This is a genomic window from Mycoplasma amphoriforme A39 (assembly GCA_000723365.1).
In the GTDB taxonomy this organism is placed as follows: domain Bacteria; phylum Bacillota_I; class Bacilli_A; order Mycoplasmatales; family Mycoplasmoidaceae; genus Mycoplasmoides; species Mycoplasmoides amphoriforme.
On record HG937516.1, the window covers coordinates 705,781 to 724,727 of the forward strand.

Genomic DNA, 18,947 nt, shown 5'->3' on the forward strand with positions numbered 1-18,947 from the left:
AATTTATCTATGATTAAGATGCTAAAAAAAGAGCAATTTATGGAAAAGAAGATTCATTGTTTAATTTGACCTGAACTTAATAACTACACAGGAAAAACCAAAACAATTGCAAAATTTGAAAGTGAACGGGGTGCTGATTTAAACGATTTTTTAAAAACCCTTAATTCTTTCTGAAGCGATTTAAAAACCATTACTCTACATGTTGCCGAAAAAGCAACAAAAAATAGTGTTAATTTAGGTGCGTGGTTTGATTTTGAGTTAAAGGATTTATCTGAACAAGAAATCCAGGCATTAGAAAATGGTTAAGATTTGAATGATAAAAACAAGTACAAGGTGAAAACCCATTTATTAAAAAGTGATGATACAAACAATTTCATTTGAAAAAAATTTACCAATTACGTTTTAAAAGCGATTGAAGAAAAATATAAAACAAACACTAAAATAGTCGAGATCACAAGTACGATTGTTGAGGGATTTTTTGGTCCGTTATGTGATGCATTTTGACAGGACGAAACTAATTTTGTACCAATTAATTGCATTTTACCCACGAAACAAATGGTTGCTAATTTCTTTGCAAGTGCCGTGAAATTTTTAAATTCACCAACAATTACTGGTAAAATTGATGCAAGTTAATCGATACAGCGGCTGAGATTATTGAGTCTTATGAAAAAATGCCATCGCTAAGTGTTGTTGAAATTAAAAACCAAGATAAATAATTTATGAAAAAAATTGTATGGGTAGCGTGTGACTTGGACGGAACATTATTAAAGTTCGATAACCAATTTCATATTATTGTTCCCGAGGCTATTACAGCTATTTGGAATTTAATTAAAAATAACATTGTCTTTACCATTGTAACTGGTCGTTGACACACAGATGCATTAAAAATATACAACAGCTATCAGTTGCATGATAAGTGCCGTTATTTAGTCGCATGTAACGGTGGTATCATTTACGATACTTATCAAAAAGAAATTATCACTAAATGCTTTTTGAATCAAAAAAATCTGGAAATAACTGATGCGATCATTAATTATTTAACTGATAAAAGTTACAAGTTTATTGCTGGTGCTTACCGTTTAGATGGTTCGATTGTTTTTAACAAAATGGCTAAAAACTACCCCCGTATGGTTAATAACTTCATGATTTTTGAAGGCGATTTTAGTAAGCGTCAGTATTTTTTTACTGATTGTTTTAAGGAAATTGATCAATATTTAAAGGTAGTTTTCTTTTTTGAACCTAATGATATGTATCAAACTAATTTTGTTCAATTAAAACACGATTTACTAATGCAATTTAATATTTTAAATGATCAATTAGTTTGCACGGGAATAGCGTCGTTAGAATACTTACCAAAAGGTGTCAGTAAAGGTCAAGCATTACAAAAATTATCTAAACTTTTAGACATTAGTCTCGATAGAGCCCTTTCGATTGGTGATTCTGAAAATGATATTAGCATGTTTAAACTAACTAGGTATAGTGCTACTTTAAAAAGTAGTGCTTTTCTTGTTAAAAACCATGCCACACATGTTTTTGATACAGACGCATCGGTTGTTGTTGCTGATGCAATTAATTTATTAGTATTAAATCATTCTTAAAAGAAAATTAATTGGGTTTTTTATGAAGAATGCAATTTTAGGTTTGGTCTTCATTGGAAAAATGATGGGGCATTTGGTTTAAATGTTTGCGAATGGTAAAGTCTGGATTAACATCATAAGCTTGCCCAAAGCCCTGAACAAATCGCCCCGAACCTAGTTCCAATTCAACCAGATGGAAATCATTCATTTTCGCAATTTGTGATATGCCACCATGAGTTCCAATTTTTTGCATGGCATTTTCCAAAATTCTTTTTTTCAACTCGTTTGATTCAATAAACTTAGCCGTTGCTTGAAAAGTGGCTTTAATCATTGAAATTGGACTAGTTGCTGTTTCTTCGCTTTGTATTCACATGATTTTTACTTTGTTAGGATTTTGTTTTAACGCTTGGTAGTGTTCAGCAATTTCACTAATATAAATGTAATGTTTGTTATGACTACGGATTAATAACGCAGATGATAAAACTGGCTGATCATCATGAATTGTTGCCATCATGATGGTGTTATACTTGTTAATAAAATTGATGAGGTTGTCTTTAACAATATCTAAATCAAAGCCTTCGCTTGCACTGCGAAACATTTCGATAAAAATATTTTTAAATTCTTCTAGACTGCTAAGTTTTTTCGGAAACGGGATCAAGATATGTTTCAATCCATCTGCTAAAATGTCCATGTTTTCTAAGTCAAAATCATGTAATTTAATGGTTTGATAACTATCGGTATAGTGTTTTTTGAAAATCATTTTTAAAGCAACTAAATGATCATCATTCACGTGCTGAATTGCAAATTTTTTATAATCCATGATTATTTTTCCTCAACATTATAATAGTAAAAAAGCAAAAACAAAGAATTAAAATTCCGATATACATTTGCCTTTTCTTTTTCTTATTTTAATTGTATTAATGGAAAAAATGAAAATTTAGAAATTTACTTATTACGTAAGATAAAAATTATCTATTAAGTTTTTGGATTTAATAATGCATGCCAAATGTGATCATCATTATTAAAATATTTTGATATAAAAGCGTGTTATAAAATTAAAAAATCTAGGCCTAAACCTAGAAATTTTTAAATTGATATTGTGAAGTAAGCCAATTATTTTTTGTCAGCACCGCCAGCTTGAGCACCAGCATATTTTTTAGTCATGTCGTCCCGTCACTTCTTAAATCCTTCAATTTGTTTTTTTAATTCATCCCAATTCTCAGATTTAAGAGCACCGTTAATGCCATCGGTAATTTTTTGTAAGTTTTCCCGTTCTTCTTTAGGTAACTGTTCGGCTTCTTTGGATGCTAAAATTTCGCTAATTGTATTGACAATGCCTTCACCTTCATAACGCATTTCAATTCGTTCTTTAATAATTGCATCACGTTCTTTGTTTTCTTCCGCTTCTTTTTTCATGCGTTCGATTTCAGCATCTGATAAATCGCTACTATTTGTAATGGTAATGCTATTTTCTTTACCTGTTGTTAAGTCTTTAGCTTTAACGTTTAGAATCCCATTGGCATCAATGTTAAAGGTGATTTCAATTTGGGGCTTACCGCGTGGGGCTGGCTGAATACCACCTAAACTAAATGTTCCTAACGACTTGTTCTCACGAGCCATCGGTCTTTCCCCTTGGCAAATGGAAACATCAACACTTTCTTGGTTATCTTGGGCGGTGGAAAAGATTTGGCTTTTACTTACCGGAATGGTGGTGTTTCGCTTAATTAATGCTGTCGCAACTCCACCCAATGTTTCAATCGCTAAAGTTAATGGGGTCACATCAAGTAATAAAATGTCTTTAACATCACCACGCAACACCCCACCTTGGACAGCAGCACCGATCGCTACAACTTCATCGGGATTAATGGAGCGGTTTGGTTTTTTATTTGGAATCATGCCTTCTACAAGTTTTTGAACAGCCGGCATTCTTGTTGAACCACCAACTAGTAAAATTTCATCAACTTCTTCCGCTTTAATTTTTGATTCTTTTAAAACGTCGCTAATTGGGGTGCGGGTTCTTTCAAGGAGGTCTTTGGTTAATTCTTCGAATTTGGTTCGGGTTAATTTGTATTCAGCATTAACTGGTCCACTAGCAGTTACGGCAATAAATGGTAACGAAATAGTTGTTTCAAACTGTGCTGATAACTCAATTTTAGCCCGTTCTGCGGCTTCTTTTAAACGTTGCATCGCGATTTTTTCTTCACGAATTTTCACCGTTGGATTTTCTTTTTGAATGTTATCAACAATTCAATCAATGATCCGGTTGTCCCAGTCATCACCACCCAACCGGTTATCACCTGCTGTTGCTAAAACTTCAAAAGTGCCATCAGCAATATCTAATAATGAAACGTCAAATGTTCCGCCCCCAAGGTCGTAAACTAAAACTTTCATTTCCCGACCCGATTTATCAATACCATAAGCTAATGCGGCAGCTGTTGGTTCGTTAATAATTCGTTCCACATTAAGCCCAGCAATTTTACCAGCTGTTTTGGTGGCTTGCCGTTCGGCGTCGTTAAAATAAGCTGGAACCGTAATTACCGCTCGGGTAATTTTTTTACCAGTCTTTTTTTCGGCATAATCTTTTAAGTAACTTAAAATCTGTGCAGACACTTCTTCGGGTGATAATTCCTTATCAACCCCGTTTTCATTAATGGTAACTTTTTTGTTAGTTCCCATTAAACGCTTAATGGAAGCGATGGTGTTAACGTTGGTTAACATTTGGCGTTTAGCAGCATCACCAACAACGATTTCTCCATTACGGTACGAAACGATTGAAGGGGTCGTTCTTTTTCCTTCGGGGTTTTCTAAAACAACTTTTTGGCTGCCTTCCATGACTGCTACACACGAGTTTGTTGTCCCTAAGTCAATTCCAATAATAATTCCTGAATCGGCCATAATCACATTGATTCCTTTCATCAATACTTTTTGTAAATTGTTCAAACCATTGAAAATTTTACGTCATCAATTATACACAATATTTTCAAAAAATTAGCACTCAATATCAAAAAGTGCTAACCTTCCTATTCAAACATTAAATTAAAGTTTTGATTTATTAAATATTCAAATTCGCTAACCATATTTAAGTCTTTATTTTTTATAATATTTGAAGAATTACAAATTTTTAGTATTTATGAATCCAAAGTTTAATTCCGAAATTACCGTTTTAATTCCAGTCTATAATTCAAGGCAATTTGTTGCCAGAACGTTAGATTCGGTTCTAAAGCAAACCTTGAAAAATTTTAAGGTGATTATCATTGATGATTGTTCTAGTGATGATACTTATGACTACGTTTGCAATTATGTGAAAAGTGACCAACGGGTTATTGTCCGTAGAAACGAACGTAACCTTGGTCTTGGTTTGACGCGAAAGAAATTGGTGCAATTAGTAACGACCGATTTTTTTATTTTTATTGATGATGATGATTTTTTATACCCATCAGCATTAGAAAAAATGTTAAACAAAATGAAAAGTAGTCCAGATTTCGATTTTGTCGTCTCAAAATCCAAGTTTGGTTTTAAATTCAAAAACTTTTTCTTATCTTTGCCCTTTATGCAACAAAAATATCGCCCTGTGTCCCATCCACTAAAATGATATTGCGACAATTGGGTTTATTGGTGAGGAACTTTATTTAAAACTGAATTTGTGAAAATGCAAGGAGATGCAGTATGGTGAAAAGATAACCGTTATGAAGATGTAATCCCTTTGTGCAAGTTATTTATCAATGCTAAAAAAATTGGCTTTTGAAACGGATATGCTATCCAATATTTACGCCGGAAAAGCAGTATTACTTCAACTAATTCTGCTAGCAATGTGATCGCCAACCTTCGGGCCATTATTAATATTTATGCCGAGTTATTTAAATTACAAAAAAACAAAGTTAATGATTTACAATGACGTCAACAAATGATCGATAGCAAATACAGCGATTTAGTGTTAATTTTTTGCTTGCACTACCTTATTATTAAGAAGATTAAACAAACGGCTTTTTTTGATAAACAATTACAACAAGTTAAGTATTTAAAAAATGAATATAATGCCACATTTATTACCAAGAAAAAATGATTATCATTTTTGGCTAAAATGATTTATCACCATGTTTTTAAGCAACTCCGTTAAAAGTTAAAAGATTTTAAAATTGGTTTAGAATAACGAAAAAACCACCTTTATTCGTTTTTGTTGCAAAATCGTCAAAACTAGTTTATAACATAGTCATCGTGCAGGTATTAAAATCATCATCTCAACTGATTTAAAACGACATGGGGGATGATACATCTAGGAGTTTTTAAAGATGAAAAAGATGACCAAAAAGCAAAAAAAGGAACAACATGTAGAAACCGGTTGTGGTTCGCAAGGTAGGCCAGTTTTGGCTTCTTGCGAAAAAATGTCCGGACTAATTAACAATAAACAGGTTACATCGAAAGAATTGATTACAATTAATTCACCAATCGATCTTAAGCCATGTGGTTCATTTTATGGAATGTCACTAGATGATGTTAACCATGCTTATGAATCAGCAGCAGCATCATTTCACAAATGGTCAACATGTTCTGTTGATCAACGTAGCAAATTTTTGCTAAAATTTGCAGATTTATTAGATAAAAACAAGGAAGAAATCACTCGCTTAATGGTTGATCACATTGCCAAATCTTATAAAGATTCATTGGCAGAAGTTGTGCGAACGGTCGAGTACATCCGTGATACGATCAAGGTATATAAAAAATTAATTGAAAAACCAGAAGTTATTGGTGAAAAAATTAACGGTGTTAAGGGCAAAACCGGATATTTTTATCGTGAACCATTAGGCGTAGTTTTGTGTATTGCTCCTTTTAACTATCCCGTGAATACGGCAATCGGTAAGATTGTTCCCGCACTAATGGCCGGAAATACAGTGGTATTCAAACCATCCACACAAGGTTCAATTATTGGGATTAAATTTTCCGAACTTTTAGTAAAAACTGGTCTTCCTAGCGGTGTTTACCAATGTGTTGTTGGTAAGGGCAGCAAGATTGGCGATGCTTTAAACACAAATGAACATTTATCGGCAATCTCCTTTACTGGTAGTACGGCAATTGGTCTAGAATTATTAGCAATGGCAAAAACTGGGAATGTATTTTTAGAACTTGGTGGCAAGGATGCTGCCATTGTCTTGGAAGATGCCGATCTTGAAAACACAGCAAAAGAAATTGTTAAGGGAGCTTTCAGTTATTCGGGACAAAGATGTACAGCAATTAAGCGAGTTTTAGCTGTAAAACCAATTGTTAAAAAATTAACCCAGTTACTTATCAAAGAAGTTAATAATTTGCATTTGGGTAACCCGCAAGATAATCCGTCAGTTGTTCCTGTAGTTGATTTAAAATCAGCTAATTACATTATGGAATTAGTTAATGATGCTAAAAACCAAAAAGCGAAAATTTTAGTTGGCGGAACGGCTGAAAATAATTGAATTCAACCAACCCTGATCGGTAATGTTACTGAAAAAATGCGAATTGCTTGGGAAGAACCTTTTGGCCCAGTATTACCAATTATTGAAGTTAAAGATGTCAATGATGCAATTAGAGTACATAACCAATCGGAGTATGGGTTGCAAAGTTCGATTTTTACAAAAAATGACAAGCAAGCCGCGAAAATGGTTCCTTTGCTGCAAGTTGGAACAGTAAACTTAAATCGTTCTTCTTCACGAGGTCCAGATATTTTTCCATTTTTGGGCGTGAAACATTCGGGAGTTGGTGTTCAGGGCATTAAGGATGCGTTGTTATCATTAACTCGCTATAAAGGTTTTATTGTCAACAAATAAATTATTTTTACTATCATCAATAAAAATTTATCGATTTTATGAAAAATAAATTTATGAATAAAAATTGGCTGTTTTATTTCGTTTGAATGATTAAGATCAGTCCGTGGTAATAGTGATTAATTTCTTGTAAATTTAAGTAAAAATCCTTTTTATATTTAAATTCTAGTAATAATTTTGATATTGCTAAAGAGCAAGAAATATTAGGATAAGATTAATTAATTCTTTTGCAGATTAAACATGACAGTGAGTAATATTTTATTAGATTTTTATTTTTTTGTTATTTTTCTACGAATTTTAGATTTGACAAGGCAATTTCTAAATAACTTTCGGATAGAATTTCAATAAGATGAGTGTTTTAATGAGTATAAAAATTGCGTAAGCAAGACGTTTCAGAACATTTTAGTTTGCAGAAAATAAAGAATTTTAAACAATGGGCTTTAAATTATCTCAAAAAAAGATCGAATTTATTTTTCTTAAACAGTTTATTAATTTTTCATATTAAACAAAAATATTATAAAGGCACCAATATAACCACTGGGTTTATAATTAGATAAACATAAAAATTTCTGCTTTTACAAAGTTTATGCAACTGTTACTGAGTTTCAAACTTGCTAAACCAATACTTAAAAATTTACTTCACAAATTATTTTTTAATAATGTAAATGAATTTTAAACTTAAATTTATGGAATATTTTTTATTATTGATTGTTCAAGTTTTATAAATGTAAATTTATTATCAATTAACAGTTTTTTATTTTAAGAGTTCATTTTATAAAATACATAAAGTAGTGATCGTGGGAATAATTAAAAAAATGAAAGAACAAAAAATTATTTTTCATTTGGATTTAGATGCTTTTTTTGCTACTGTTGAAGAATGTTTAAATCCTAAATTAAGAAATGTTCCACTAATTGTTGCTGGTAAATCACGCAGAACCGTAGTGGCTAGTGCCAATTATGCAGCACGAAAATTTAAAATTAAAGCTGGTGAACCAGTTTTTCTAGCTATTAAAAAATGTCCTAATGTCAATATTATCTATCCTCATTTTAATGAATATTTGAAGTATTCGGAAATGTTTATGGATTTATTAATAAAAGAATTTAGTCCAATAATTGAAATCGGATCGATTGATGAATGTTATTTAGATGTAACTCATATTGTTAAAAAATTTGACAATGCTTATTTTTTCGCTAAAAAAATCCAACAAAAAGTCTTGGAAAAATTACATCTTAATGTTTCGATCGGTATTAGTGAAAATAAGTTTTTAGCAAAAATGGCGACAGATTTAAACAAACCCATGGGAATTACTAAAATGCTACTTAAAGATATCCCAGATATGCTATGAAAATTACCAATTTATTCGATGCATGGCATTGGTAAAAATAGTGTTTCTTATCTTGAAGGCATTGGTATAAAAACCATTGGAGATCTAGCTAGATATGACCGACCAGAAATTTTGCAAAATTTTTTTAAAAATACATATTCAATCATCATGTCACACGCTAATGGTCAAGGTTCTAATTTTGTTAATCCTTATATGAATGATCCAAAGACAATTGGCTTATCTAAAACCTTAATTAGTGATTGTCTAGATTTTAACGAATTACAAGAAATTTTAACAGAATTATGCATTGAAGTTTTTGAACGATCTACTCGTGCAAAAATGGCTTTTATGAGCATTAGTGTTTCGTTAAAAAATAATCGTTTTATAGTTGCTTCCAAAAATAGAAAATTTCCGAATTATATTCAGACTAAAGGCGAATTAATTAATAAAAGTTTAATCTTACTGGACCAATTATGAACAGGTGATCCAGTAAGATTAATTGGAGTTAGTTTAGGAAATTTAAAATCATTCAAAGACATCAAGACTGTGCTTCCATTATTTGAAAATAATATCTTTGATAAAAATAAGAATGCAATTAAAAAAGACGAAGTTTTATATAAAATTGCTAGCGAAATCAATTATGAATTAGGAAAAAGAATTTTAAACCTTGGAAGTGATTTAAAATCAAAAGAATAAAAAATAATTAAAACAGGGGATTGTTTTTTAAATAGTATAGACCTTCTTTAGTGATTAATCGACCTCGCGATGTTTTATTGATTAAACCTGTTTTTAATAAATAGGGTTCAATTTTCGTTTCTAATGTATTAATGTCAACACCAATGATTAAACTTAATGATTTGATTCCTAAAGGATTGCTTGGCGTTGCTGCCAAACTTCTTAAATAATTAATATCTTGTTTTGTTAAACCGTAATCGTAAACTTCCAGTCGCTTTAAAATTTCTTTGACCTCAATATTGGGATTTAAAAGTTTATAGTCAGCGACACGTTCTGTTAAACGCAAGGCAGTTCTTGGTGTGCAACGACAGTTCCGAACTAACTGGTGAAATTCATCGTCAGTTATTTTTAAACCAATTTTTTTCATATGATTTTCAACAATTCCCTGAATTTCATCAAATTGGTAATAATCTAAATGAATAATAATTCCAAAACGTTCTTCTAGTGGATTTAAGATTTTACCAAATTGAGTGGTTGCACCAATTAATGTAAAAGCAGGTAATTTCATCCTTGTTATTTTGGAATTAAATTCTTTGCCAAGCACAATGTCGATACTGAAATCTTCCATTAAAGGAAATAAAATTTCCATTAAATTGGGTGCTAAAGCATGGATTTCATCAATAAATAAAAGATCACCTTTGTTTAAAATTGATAAGGCGTTTAATAAATCACTAGGTCGTTGTAGGTGCGGTGCTTGCAAAATTTTGATCTTTGTATTTAAACTATTCGCTAAAATCATCGCAATTGAAGTTTTGCCTACTCCGGGTGGCCCATAAAGTAAAGTGTGACTTAATTGTTGTTTTTTAATGATACTTGCTTGAATAAAAGTTTGTAGGCGATCTTTAATGTTTTCTTTGCCAATGAATTCAGAAAATGTTTTAGGACGAATGACATTCATTTTCTTCTTTTAATGCAATGCGTTTGATTGCTTCAGAAACACAGTATGCTACATCATCATTTTGAGCAATATCCATTTCGATCAAAGTGTCATGAATCAAATTATCTTTATAACCCAAAGATTTTAAAGTATCAGATATTTCCATAAATGTTTGGTTAAAATCAGGTTCTTGATAGATTGTGTTTACACTCAATGCATCAAAATTATTTTGTTCTATTTTTGTCCTTTGATGTTTATCGTTTTGTTTTTTATAACTTGTACCTAACATCCACGGTTTTCAGGAATGGCCAACTAAAGTGTGTGCTGTTTTGGCGTTGATTCCAGGTAACTGATTTAAGCCATTACTATCGCTATCACGAATTAACGATTGAATTAAATTCAAATCATTTTGCATTATTTGTAATGCGGTTTTTGGCCCTATCCCCTGACATGACAATAAATCTCGAAAAAAATTACTTTTTTCAATTGAATCAAACCCATAAATTTCTTCAGTAATAATATTGTTTTTTCCCAATTGTTTAATTTGGAAACAATTAATTTTTACGCCTTTTTCATCCGATGTTTTGAAATTATGATTTTCATGAACGTTAACTCAGTAGGAAATGTGGTTAACATCAACAATTAAACGGGTTTTTCCTGCATACCTGATGTATCCAAATAAGTTTGCAATCATTTTTTTGATCCTCCATATACTTAAATGTCAAAAAAATAAAAAAATTACAAAAAATTTAAAAAACATTTTTTCCAACTGAATAAAACAGACATTAAAAAAGGTTTTTTTTGAAAAATAAAAAATATTTTATCATTTGCAATATTTTTCTTTATATATAAGGGAAAAATTATGCTTTTTGAAACGCAAGTAAATCTTGTCAGATTTTTAAATATTTGCTAGATTATGGCGTATATGGGAGGAAATTATGAACCGAAAAATAAATGAAAAAAGTTTTTTTAATAAAAACGAATACCGCCAGCAGACTAAAAAAATTTTTGAAAATTACCTTTATTATAAGTTTTTGCTAAAAAATAACAACACAATGAAAATGATTAACCCTAAACAGTCAAAGAAAATCAAAAAACAAGTAATGCTTAATTATATTCAATGTGTTGATGATGTTCTAGAAAATTTAGATCAACACTACTCAAAAATTCTTATTAAGGTTATTGAAAAAAAGCAAAGCTTAGAGGATTTACATTTTAGTGATGCTTGAATTTATAAATCATTAGATCGTGCTTGTAAAGAATTTTCTAGGTATTTTTCATGTCAATAATCATGAACACACAAATAACGCAACGCAGTGTAGGACATAGTCTTAATTCGCATGCTTCCTTGTGAAAGTTAAACCCTATCGATAGTAACGTTGGTGAGAAAAACCAATATTTTGCAGCCCAAATTCATGCTGTTAGCGTCACGACCACATCAACAACTATTGTTTTTCGAATTGAATTACTAGTAAATTCAAAAAGTATTTTGCCAAACAATATTTTTTTAGCAACAGTGGAACTTCCTGAATTTAAGCAAAATAATATTCCGCTGAAATCAAAAGGATTTAGTAATGATAAACCAGAATGAACCCCATATGAAATAAATTTTGCAATTAGTAAGAAAAACGTTTCATTTGGCAATGACAACTTGGCAAATTTAATTTTACCTTTGAAAATAACCTTTAATCCCAATTTAAAATTACTTGAATCCATTCAAAATTATTTAGAACCATTAGCCCTTAAAACATGATTAGATGATCTTTACCGCATCGATCTTAGCACACAAGTTCGTTTGGATTCGTTTTTACAATTGAATAATCATCAAGGAAAAACTGAGCTTTACAGTCAATTACCAACACATGATAATTCAGGAAAACAATTCACATTAACTTGATCGATGAATTATTATGATCATATGAAACAATTAGACCAAATTATTGATTTAATCAAAATAAATTCAACGATGGCCATGACTATTACCAATTTCAGTTTTTATTTTTATTACCATGTACAAGATGTGGATCAATACCGTACTTTAAAAGTGGAAGATAATGATTGAAAAAAAGTGGAAGCTAATTCAACTTTTGCTTTACGAAATCCTGTTAAGCTTTTGTACGATGAAAATAAAAAAGTTTTATTTAAAGAAGTTGTTAATGGTCATGATTTATTTTTACCAAATGGTGGGCAAGGTTATTATGAATTAATCTTTAAAACACAAGTAGGCAATACTTTTTACAATATTAAGGCAACAAATACATTTAATTATATTCGTGCATTTAATGATCCGAAACACTTAGATTTTTTTAATTTTGAGTACCAGATGATTAATTCATTAAGTGGTTTTGTAAAAGTATAAAATGACTAAAAAATGAAGGAAGATTTTAACCTTTTCTGTTTGCTCGATTTTGCTAACAAGCACTGTTGCTTTAGGAATTAGAACCTTCTTTTTAACTAATAAAAAAGAGGTGAATAAACCTGAACAAGAACAACTATTAAAAGAAGAAAGTTTATTGCCAATAATTGAAGAAAATAAAACAGTTGATTCATATCCAGAAAATTCCAGCGAATTAAAAAAACGACAATATCCATTTGGTAATAATGAAGATTATAAGTATTTGTATGCGAACATTCACCGTTTTTTATTTAATCAACCTCAGTGAGATAATTTAATAAATTATCGTAATGTAATGGCAGATTTTTCAAAAAGAAGCAATCAATTTGAAATTAAAGAAGATGTTTTGAATAAAAATCTTAGAAACTGACTAATTCAGGCAATTTATGCCCATCCGTACTTTAAAGCGATTAAAAAACAATTATCACTAGATATTGATTATGATGTTAACGTTCCAGCAAAACGAATTTTAATTAATGCTGTGTGGTGGTTTGAAAATGATCGTAGTTCTTCAGAACTTCCCAAACGTTATTGAGACCAAATTAAGGTGAATTTAATGGATCGTAGTCCGGATAATATATAATTTGCATTTGCTTGATAGTCAACAATAAAATTTAGAGGTTCAAATGACAGTTTTAGAACATTTGCAAGATATTATTAAAGAACAAAAATTAAAAGTTAATCAACTTGATGAAAAAGCCTTAAATTTACCATTTAAAGATTTGGGATTAGATTCACTTGATTTATACCAAATCGTCGTCCTTCTTGAAAAAAGGTTAAACATCCAGTTAAATGATGAGGTTTTAATGCGTTTACGAACGATTAATGACTTATTAGCAGTAATTGAAAAATTAAAATAATAATGAATTAAATTTTAAAAAATATAATAGAATGTTAACGTTAATTGCCAAGATTAACGTTTTCTAGGGGTATAGTTCAATGGTAGAACACTGGTCTTCAAAACCAGGTGTTGTGGGTTCGAGTCCTGCTACCCCTGCCATATAAAATGATTAACGCAACTTACTGTTGCGCTTTTTTTGTTTTCTTTGATTTTATTCAAAAAACTTATTAAGTGCTTTTGTTAATGAAACGGGTTGAATCGGACCAGTGTTTTCTCATAATATTTTTTGATTCTGATAAACACGGTATGTCGGAACGACTTGTAGATTTCATTTTTTATTACCATCTTCCATTCAGACATCATCTTCATTTTCGACGCGAATTAAATAAAAGTTTCCTTCATGATTGTTTTTTTCTAAAATTTTTTTAGCAATTGGTACATTTTCCTGACAATACGGACACCATATGGCATAAAAAACAACTAACACGGGCTTTTCGGATTGCTGCAATTCTTGATCCAATTGAAGCAAACCGATATTTCTCTCTTTCATGACTATATTCCTTGATTAACTTTTATCATAATTTTTTCTACTAAAATTATATTCTATTTTAAATTTTTATCTAATAAAGACAGTATTTTAAATGAAATTAGATACATACTTTTTATAAAGTAATAGTATCACCTTCACCACGGCATTTTATTCTTATAAATTTATGATTAATCGTTTATCTTTTGATTAATCCAAGGATGTTAGCACTCTTAATAATGGAGTGCTAAATTATGTTATAATAATAAAAAATATGATTTACTTACCCAGGAGGTGAGTTGGTATGTTTGGCAATTTTAAACCAGCAAATAATGAAAAAGATTTATTGAAACAATTTGGTCGTAATTTGAATGACGAAGTTGCTCGTAACAAAATTGATCCAATTATCGGTCGTGGTGACGAAATTAGACGATTGATTGAAATCATTAGTCGTAAAAACAAAAATAATCCAGTTTTAATCGGTGAGCCCGGTGTGGGTAAAACGGCAATTGTTGAAGGTTTTGCACAAAGAATTGTTAGTGGTGATATTCCTGATAATCTAACTGACGTTGAGATTATTGAATTATCATTGTCATCAGTTGTCGCTGGAACAATGTATCACGGTCAATTCGAAGAACGAATCCATAACATTTTAAAAAAAGTCAAAGAATCCAACGGACGGATCATTTTATTTATTGATGAAATTCACCAATTAGTTGGTATGGGTAAACGTGGCGATAAAAGCGGGATGGATGCTGCTAATATTTTAAAACCAATGATGGCTCGTGGTGAAATTAGGGTAATCGGGGCAACAACCTTAAAAGAATACCGCGAATATATTGAAAAAGATGGAGCTTTAGAGCGAAGGATGCAAAAGATTATGGTTAATGAGCCCGATCAACAAGAAGCATTAACCATCATGCGTGGTTTAAAAGAACGGTGGGAAATCTTTCATAAAGTTGGAATTTTAGACAACGCTTTGATTGCTGCTGTGAAACTTTCAGATCGTTATATTTCGGACCATTTTTTACCCGATAAAGCAATTGATTTGATTGATGAAGCAGCTGCAAGAATCAAAACACAAATGCATTCACAACCGCAAGAACTGGATTCTTTAAACCGGAAGATTATTCACCTTGAAACAGAATTGGCTGCTTTAAAAAAAGACAAAGATAACCAGATTGAGCATAAAAGTCGAATTGTTCAAATTCAAGTCGAATTAAACAATTTAAAAGGAAAACAATCACTGTTAAATAGTGATTGGCAAAACCAAAAATCAGCCCACCAAAAAGTCAATGAGTTAAAAGAAAAAATTAACACAATTAACAGTCAAGTTGAAAAATACCAAAATGATGGTTTGTATACAGAAGCATCAAAACTTTTATATGGTGAATTACCAAAAGTTAAACAAGAATTAGATTTAGCATTACAAGCTGTCAAAAGTATTAAAAATGATTTGTTTAAAACGGTAATTACCGAAAACGAAATTGCTGAAGTAATTTCAAGAACAACCGGAATCCCCTTAAATAAATTATTAGAATCAGAAAAAGAAAAGTTATTATTATTGAAAAAACAAATGCAAACCCGGGTGAAAGGTCAAGACGAAGCGTTAACAAGGGTTGCTAATGCTGTCTTACGAGGCCGGGCTAATATTAATGATCCCAACCGGCCAATTGGTTCGTTTTTATTTTTAGGTCCAACTGGAGTTGGTAAAACTGAAGTTGCAAAAACCTTAGCCTATGATTTATTTGATAATGAAAAAGCCATGTTGCGTTTTGATATGAGTGAATATATGGAAAAACATTCAGTTTCCAAATTGGTTGGTGCTCCTCCTGGATATGTTGGTTACGACCAAGCAGGCGCATTAACCGAGGCAATTAGATGCAAACCCTATAGCGTGATTTTGTTTGATGAAATTGAAAAAGCCCATTCTGATGTTTTGAACATTTTATTACAAATTTTAGATGATGGTCGGCTAACCGATGGTCAAGGTCGTGTTGTTAATTTTAAGAACACCATTATTATTATGACTTCAAATATTGGATCACAAAGCATTTTAAGTGGTAAAAAGGATGAAGTTATCAATGAAGTACAAAAAATGATGCGTCCTGAATTTATTAATCGGATTGATGAAGTGATTGTTTTTAATGAATTAAGCGATCAGGCCGTTGCCGAAATTGTCGACCGTTTGACCGACGAATTGTCGTCCCGATTGAAAGCCCAATCTTTATTGATTAATTTTGGTTCAAACCTAAAAACCAGCATTCGTCGGAACGGTTATGACAAGCAATTTGGAGCTCGACCATTAAAACGTTACATTCAACGCAATATTGAAAACTTTTTAGCAGAGTTAATCATTGCGGGCAACATTAAAAAGAATATAAACTACGAACTAGAGTTAAATTCGGAACGAAAGTTGCAATTAGTACCAATGTCAAAAATAATTTCTTAATTTCAAAAACAAAGTCAGAATAATCTTTAATTGCGTATGAACAATTTGTTCGTTGTTTTTAAAGATTATTTTTGATTGTTTTTACTTACTGAAAAAAATGCGTTTTGATCTTTTTTTCGGCTAATACTTGTTTATAAGACCGATGATTAGTTCCCCCAATTAGATCAAATTTATTCTTTTGAATTAATGTTTCAGCAAGGCCATAATTTGTTTGCTTGACTACACCGTTTTGCTTATATACTGCTGTTCCTGAATAGATTCCAGTAATTACGGGCTTGTCCTTATTCATTCAAGCAATAAGACTACCAGATGCGCCTTGACCTAGATGAGAATTGGCAACATAAAATGATCGATAATAATTTGTTTTGTGATTACAATCAATAAAGCATCACTTCCCCATTGCTTGTCCTTTTCCATTTTGAACAAGGTCGTTAAATTTCAATACAGGACGTTTTAATCTAGCACTATAAGGATAACCACCAATGTAGAAGTTTGCCGATCGGGTCGGTAATTGTGCGGCAAATAACTCCAAATAATTTTGGTATTTTTTTAAATTTTCGATCGCTGGAGTTAACCAATTATCAATAATTTTATTTTCTTCAGTTTGTTTTGTTGTATGTTTTAAGGTAAGTTTTAAAACACTAAAATCAATGGATGGTTTTTTATCTCCTTTTAAAACCCCAGACGCTTGGTAAAAGACTTCAGGTTTATTAACAAGTTTTTTTTGTTCGAAAACGTTTTTTTGGTTGTCATATCTAGATAATTTAAAATTTGCCGTTTTGTTATTTAACCTACTAGTAACGTGGTGATTTGTGGCGATAAAAACGATCACAGTATAGTTTGGATCTGTTGGCGAAGCCTTATCGACATAACTATAATCAAATAATCAACCCGTGCCAAATCAGCTGGTGGCTGTAATTCCTTTGTTATTTTTGAAGTGATGTTCATAACTTAAAGAAAAACTATTTTGGTAAATAAACTTGTAAGGATCATTCATTGGTGATAATGTTTTCTCTGTTGTAGCAAAACCACTGATTAAGATTTCTTTTGTATTACCATCTTTAGTTTGGCTTTGCCCGCCAGTGTTTGGACTATAGTATTGATTACCTTTTTTTAAAGCAACCTTTATAATAATTATTCCCTCAGCGTCACTATTATCAACGGAAATATCATAGGTATATCCATCAAGAACTGCTGGAATTTTGTGATCTTTAATTAAGGCATTTGCTTTTTGCAAATTAGTAATTTGCTGGTCCTTTTTAACATTGGTTATCGTGGAAGGTAATTTTTGTTTATTAATGTCGATCGTTGTTGCTTTTGAAGGAATTTTTTTAAAATGATCGACGATCATCATCTTTTCATTTCTTTCAGTTTTCAAATAACCACTAATTACGATTTCCTTAGTATTACCATTTTTGCTTAAACTTTCATCTCCGGTTAATGGATGGTAATACTTATTACCTTTTTTTAGAGCAATTTGAAAAGTAATTGTTCTGTTATTATCATTAGCAGTTGCACTAATTTCATATTCATAACCATTAAGTGGTGATGGTATTTGGTAATCCTTAATTAGAGCATTGATTTTTTTTAAGTCATTAATCGAGTGATTACCAATTGCACTAAGAACTGCTGATGGCAATTTATCTTTATTAGCATCAACTGTTACTACTTGCGAATTGATTTGATTGAAATGATTAACAATTAGATCGCCTTCATATTTGTCATAACCGTTAATAACAATATCTTTTGTATTTCCAAATCGAATTCAACCCTGAATTCCTGTTATTGGGTTATAGTACTTATTATCTTTTTTTAAAGCAATTTTAACCGTTATTGTTCCCTGACGATCATTAGCAACTGCGGAAATTTCATAATCAAATCCTGTTGGTTTTTCAGGAATTTTTTTGTCATCATCCTTAATCTGACGATTGACAGTATGTGAACTGTTAATTGTTTTTGCAATTATTTTTGCTCTTTTATTCGCGTTATAGTCAAATGTGCTTACACTTGTGTTTTTGATTTTGTTAAAAAATTCTTTAGCAATTTGCACAGATTTGTTATCGTTTGCTTGCAGTTTATTTTCGGTTTCTGATGACTCACGATCTTGCCCATTATTTTCCCTAACACCGATACTACAAGTTGATGTAATTGTCGTAATTAATGGAATTGCAATAGTTAAACTTGCTATTAAGTTTTTTTTCTTGAACTTGATTATTTTCATTTGATTTAACTAATTTTTCTATAAAAAACCCTTTAAATTGTTATTTTATTTTCTATCATGGCCAAACATTAGCCCAATAAAATTGCAAGAAATGATTTTTATTTCATCAATATAATTATAGCAAAAATTGCAATGTTAAAATTTGCTAAAAGCATTTTGAAGAATGGATTAATAATATTAATTTAAAGTCATAATAATGACGGTTT

17 protein-coding genes and 1 tRNA gene are annotated in these 18,947 nt (G+C 30.9%); 12 read left to right on the forward strand and 6 right to left on the reverse strand.

The window, feature by feature from the left end; translation table 4 throughout:
* Positions 1–39: 39 nt before the first annotated feature.
* The 3 genes from ABDB96_RS02670 to ABDB96_RS02680 all read left to right on the forward strand — a co-directional run bounded on the left by ABDB96_RS02670 (position 40) and on the right by ABDB96_RS02680 (position 1,598).
* Positions 40–306: a hypothetical protein gene (locus ABDB96_RS02670; protein WP_343251250.1), complete on the forward strand. Its 267-nt coding sequence runs from the start codon at positions 40–42 to the stop codon at positions 304–306.
* A 3-nt stretch (positions 307–309) separates the two neighbouring features.
* Positions 310–633, forward strand: coding sequence for a hypothetical protein (locus ABDB96_RS02675; RefSeq protein WP_343251251.1), 324 nt, complete (start codon positions 310–312; stop codon positions 631–633).
* 86 nt (positions 634–719) lie between these two features.
* Positions 720–1,598 carry a Cof-type HAD-IIB family hydrolase gene (locus tag ABDB96_RS02680; protein WP_343251252.1) on the forward strand — a complete coding sequence of 293 codons (879 nt, stop codon included), beginning with the start codon at positions 720–722 and terminating at the stop codon, positions 1,596–1,598.
* A gap of 37 nt (positions 1,599–1,635) precedes the next feature.
* Here the strand turns inward: ABDB96_RS02680 and ABDB96_RS02685 are convergent, their stop codons facing one another.
* Entirely contained in the window at positions 1,636–2,397 is a 762-nt protein-coding gene (locus ABDB96_RS02685) for a pyridoxamine 5'-phosphate oxidase family protein (protein WP_343251253.1), read from the reverse strand.
* Positions 2,398–2,690: 293 nt separating this feature from the next.
* A complete protein-coding gene (gene dnaK, locus ABDB96_RS02690; RefSeq protein ID WP_425528227.1) occupies positions 2,691–4,472 on the reverse strand; it encodes a molecular chaperone DnaK in 1,782 nt (593 codons plus the stop codon).
* Positions 4,473–4,707: 235 nt separating this feature from the next.
* On the opposite strand from dnaK, the gene ABDB96_RS02695 reads away from it, so the two are divergent.
* The 3 genes from ABDB96_RS02695 (at position 4,708) to ABDB96_RS02705 (ending at position 9,390) form a co-directional block, all read left to right on the forward strand.
* On the forward strand, positions 4,708–5,694 hold the full coding sequence (locus ABDB96_RS02695) for a glycosyltransferase family 2 protein (RefSeq protein ID WP_343251254.1): 987 nt from the start codon (positions 4,708–4,710) through the stop codon (positions 5,692–5,694).
* Between the two features lie 172 nt (positions 5,695–5,866).
* Positions 5,867–7,372 carry an NADP-dependent glyceraldehyde-3-phosphate dehydrogenase gene (locus ABDB96_RS02700; protein ID WP_343251255.1) on the forward strand — a complete coding sequence of 502 codons (1,506 nt, stop codon included), beginning with the start codon at positions 5,867–5,869 and terminating at the stop codon, positions 7,370–7,372.
* 812 nt (positions 7,373–8,184) lie between these two features.
* On the forward strand, positions 8,185–9,390 hold the full coding sequence (locus ABDB96_RS02705) for a Y-family DNA polymerase (protein WP_343251256.1): 1,206 nt from the start codon (positions 8,185–8,187) through the stop codon (positions 9,388–9,390).
* A 7-nt stretch (positions 9,391–9,397) separates the two neighbouring features.
* Here the strand turns inward: ABDB96_RS02705 and ruvB are convergent, their stop codons facing one another.
* Together ruvB and ruvA are read right to left on the reverse strand one after the other, a co-directional pair.
* Positions 9,398–10,327 (reverse strand): Holliday junction branch migration DNA helicase RuvB, encoded by a 930-nt coding sequence (ruvB, locus tag ABDB96_RS02710; protein ID WP_343251257.1) that lies wholly within the window; start codon positions 10,325–10,327, stop codon positions 9,398–9,400.
* Positions 10,308–11,000, reverse strand: a complete 693-nt coding sequence (ruvA, locus tag ABDB96_RS02715) for a Holliday junction branch migration protein RuvA (protein ID WP_343251258.1) — start codon at positions 10,998–11,000, stop codon at positions 10,308–10,310. Before ruvA ends, ruvB begins: the two co-directional genes overlap by 20 nt.
* Positions 11,001–11,244: 244 nt before the next feature.
* Between ruvA and ABDB96_RS02720 the strand changes: the two genes are divergently transcribed.
* The 5 genes from ABDB96_RS02720 to ABDB96_RS02740 all read left to right on the forward strand — a co-directional run bounded on the left by ABDB96_RS02720 (position 11,245) and on the right by ABDB96_RS02740 (position 13,701).
* Positions 11,245–11,595: a hypothetical protein gene (locus ABDB96_RS02720; RefSeq protein ID WP_343251259.1), complete on the forward strand. Its 351-nt coding sequence runs from the start codon at positions 11,245–11,247 to the stop codon at positions 11,593–11,595.
* A complete protein-coding gene (locus ABDB96_RS02725) occupies positions 11,586–12,665 on the forward strand; it encodes a DUF5443 family protein (protein WP_343251260.1) in 1,080 nt (359 codons plus the stop codon). The genes ABDB96_RS02720 and ABDB96_RS02725 overlap by 10 nt, the downstream gene beginning before the upstream one ends.
* Position 12,666: 1 nt before the next feature.
* Positions 12,667–13,284 (forward strand): DUF5452 domain-containing protein, encoded by a 618-nt coding sequence (locus tag ABDB96_RS02730; protein ID WP_343251261.1) that lies wholly within the window; start codon positions 12,667–12,669, stop codon positions 13,282–13,284.
* Positions 13,285–13,327: 43 nt separating this feature from the next.
* Positions 13,328–13,561, forward strand: a complete 234-nt coding sequence (locus ABDB96_RS02735) for a phosphopantetheine-binding protein (protein ID WP_343251262.1) — start codon at positions 13,328–13,330, stop codon at positions 13,559–13,561.
* Positions 13,562–13,626: 65 nt separating this feature from the next.
* A tRNA-Trp gene (locus tag ABDB96_RS02740) sits at positions 13,627–13,701 on the forward strand.
* A 52-nt stretch (positions 13,702–13,753) separates the two neighbouring features.
* On the opposite strand, the gene ABDB96_RS02745 is transcribed toward ABDB96_RS02740, so the two are convergent.
* The gene (locus ABDB96_RS02745) at positions 13,754–14,092 is read right to left on the reverse strand and encodes a thioredoxin family protein (RefSeq protein ID WP_343251263.1); all 339 of its coding nucleotides are present in this window, start codon (positions 14,090–14,092) and stop codon (positions 13,754–13,756) included.
* Positions 14,093–14,372: 280 nt separating this feature from the next.
* Between ABDB96_RS02745 and ABDB96_RS02750 the strand changes: the two genes are divergently transcribed.
* On the forward strand, positions 14,373–16,520 hold the full coding sequence (locus ABDB96_RS02750; RefSeq protein WP_343251264.1) for an ATP-dependent Clp protease ATP-binding subunit: 2,148 nt from the start codon (positions 14,373–14,375) through the stop codon (positions 16,518–16,520).
* An 85-nt stretch (positions 16,521–16,605) separates the two neighbouring features.
* On the opposite strand, the gene ABDB96_RS02755 is transcribed toward ABDB96_RS02750, so the two are convergent.
* A complete protein-coding gene (locus tag ABDB96_RS02755) occupies positions 16,606–18,741 on the reverse strand; it encodes a DUF31 family putative serine protease (RefSeq protein ID WP_343251265.1) in 2,136 nt (711 codons plus the stop codon).
* Between the last annotated feature and the right edge of the window lie 206 nt (positions 18,742–18,947).